The sequence below is a fragment of the Mesorhizobium sp. M1E.F.Ca.ET.041.01.1.1 genome (assembly GCF_003997355.1).
Classification (GTDB): domain Bacteria; phylum Pseudomonadota; class Alphaproteobacteria; order Rhizobiales; family Rhizobiaceae; genus Mesorhizobium.
The window spans coordinates 1-2,315 of sequence record NZ_RZSL01000780.1 but is presented as its reverse complement, the minus strand read 5'-3'; the positions used below and the strand labels follow the sequence as shown (position 1 = coordinate 2,315).

2 protein-coding genes and 1 tRNA gene are annotated in these 2,315 nt (G+C 63.2%); all 3 read right to left on the bottom strand.

Annotated features, from left to right (window positions below):
- On the bottom strand, positions 1 to 985 hold a 985-nt coding region (locus tag EOA38_RS34025; RefSeq protein ID WP_127301281.1), incomplete at its 3' end, for a TolC family outer membrane protein.
- 185 nt (positions 986 to 1,170) lie between these two features.
- Positions 1,171 to 1,845, bottom strand: coding sequence for a protein-L-isoaspartate O-methyltransferase (locus EOA38_RS34020; RefSeq protein ID WP_126093384.1), 675 nt, complete (start codon positions 1,843 to 1,845; stop codon positions 1,171 to 1,173).
- A gap of 126 nt (positions 1,846 to 1,971) precedes the next feature.
- Positions 1,972 to 2,045, bottom strand: a tRNA-Cys gene (locus EOA38_RS34015).
- Positions 2,046 to 2,315: the final 270 nt, after the last annotated feature.

Sequence of the window (2,315 nt, the reverse complement as noted above, 5' to 3'; positions counted from 1 at the left end):
GGCTGAGCGATTCCTTGTTCTGCCGCACGATCGCCGAGGTCCGGCCGCCGGAATAGATCGGAATGGTCAGCGTGGCGCCGATATTGGCGGAAGTCGAAGTGCCGTTGGTGCCTGTGATGTCAGGAACGGAGTGGCTGTAGTTGTCCGAAATGCCGGCGGAAGCCGAGACCTGCGGCAGCAGCGCGCCTTCCGCCGATTTCACCGAAAACGCCGCGGCGTCGACGAGATGTTCGGTGGCGAGGATGGCCGGATGCTCGGCGGCGGCGATGGTGAAGGCCGAATCGATGCTTCCCGGCAACAGCTTGCCAACCGGCGCGGCCGCCTTGAGCTTGCCCGGCTCGTCGCCGACGATCTGGTGATAGGTAGCGGCACTGGCAAGAGCCGTCGCGCGGGCGGCGCTGAGCTGGGCCACTGCCGTGGCGCGCGAGGCATCGGCCTGGGCGACGTCGGTGCGGGTTCCCTCGCCGACCTCGAAGCGCGATCGTGCGGCGCGCGCCTGCTCGGTCAGGAACTGCAGGTTCTGTTCGGTCAGCACCGCGATCTGGCGATCGCGGATCACGTCCATATAGGCGCTTGCCGCGTTGAACAGGATATTCTCTTCGGTGTTGCGCAGGCTTTCGACCGAAGCCCTCACCTGCGATTCGGCGGCGGCGACATTGTTCTTGGTCTGAAATCCATCGAACAGCGTCTGGTTGATTTGGACGCCGAAGCTGCCCGTCGTTATTCTCCTGCTGATGCCCTGCCCGTGCGTGTTGGTGTAGTCGATGCTGCCCGAACCGGTGACGGTCGGCCGCCAGCCCGACTTGGCGATGGCGACGCCTTCATCGGTGACGCGCACGCCGGCCCGGGCGGAGTTCAGCTGGGAGTTGTATTGATAAGCTTTGGCGAGGGCGCCGGTGATGGTTTCCGCCGATGCGGCCAGCGGCGAGAGCGCTGTCGCCGAAATGAGCATGGCTGTCAGAAAAGTCTTGTGTAGGGGCGGCACGTATTATCCCTCATTCGTTTTGCATGGGAACCACGCCACGCAGCCTCTCCTTTCGGATCAGCCAGCGCCGCGTTGGTATCGTTCCCCCGCTGACTGCCCCCCGAAAATCCCCGGTCGAGCAAATCAGCAACGATTGTTCAAGCGCAAGCGATCATGACAGCGTCTTCGCCGCAAGGCAAAACCGCTTAAAATTCGAACGCATGGGCACGTTCGAAGCCCGGTAGTGGCTTAATTGCCGCATTAAATGCACGTCTTCCGGTTACAACCCCCCCTGCCTTGAAAAATAGGCGGGCCACGCCAGAGTTGCCCTGCCCCTCGACCACAACCAGGCGGCCGTTCTCGGCGAGTTGATCGAGCAATGCCGCAGGCACCTCCTCGACGCTGCCGTCAATGAAGATGACGTCATAGGGCGCCTTGGCGGCATGACCCTGCGGCAAAGGCCCGATCACCACCGTCACGTTCTGGCAATCCAGCGTCGAGAGCGTCGACTTCGCGGTTTCCGCCAGCGCTGCATCGCTTTCCAATGCAACCACCGATTTTGCGATTCGGGAAAGCAGGGCGGCCGAATAGCCGGTGCCGCAGCCGACATCGAGCACGCAATCGCCGTCGCCGATCTCGGCCAGTTGCAAAAGCTTTGCGAGCGGCGAAGGTTCCATCAGGTAGCGGGCGCCGCTGCCGTTGGCGCCTTCGGAAACACGGATGTCCTCGTCGATATAGGCGAGGTCGCGCTGGCCGTTACCGACAAAGGCTTCGCGCGGCACGGAAAGCATGGCTTCGATGAGCGGCGCGCTGGTCACGTCGGTGGTGCGGACCTGGCCATCGACCATCTTCACGCGGCGTTCGGAGAAATCAGCGTTCATGTTCCAACCAACCCGCTTTCCGCGTCAATCCGCTTCCCGCGCCCCATCCGATTCTCGGGCCAAGTTCGCGAGCCAATTCGACTGGAACCTGACGCTCCGGCGCGACGGCGCTGGAGCCCGGGCATTTGGAGGCCTCGCCCGGAATCGAACCGGGGTGCAAGGATTTGCAGTCCTCTGCGTAACCACTCCGCCACGAGGCCTTCCATGCTCCCGGCGTTCCGAGCGAACTCATTATGTTGACGGTGAAAGGTCGTCAAGCGCCGCAAGTTATTCCCGGCGCTTTCCCATGCGTCATCGGAGACAGTGGTTGCCAATCGCTTGCGGCCGATCTCGCGGTGCTTTCGGAACTTGCCGGTCCCTCTGGCGAGCACTCAGTCCGGCCGACGCCGGCGCTGCCACCAGACGACGAAGCGCCGCCTGTGGCGACGCACCATCGCGAATTCGTAGGACAGGACCAGCAAGCCCAGCGG

Bases quoted from the DNA above. Each gene is read 5' to 3' on its own strand.
- EOA38_RS34020 (WP_126093384.1), bottom strand. From the start codon at position 1,845: ATGAACGCTGATTTCTCCGAACGCCGCGTGAAGATGGTCGATGGCCAG.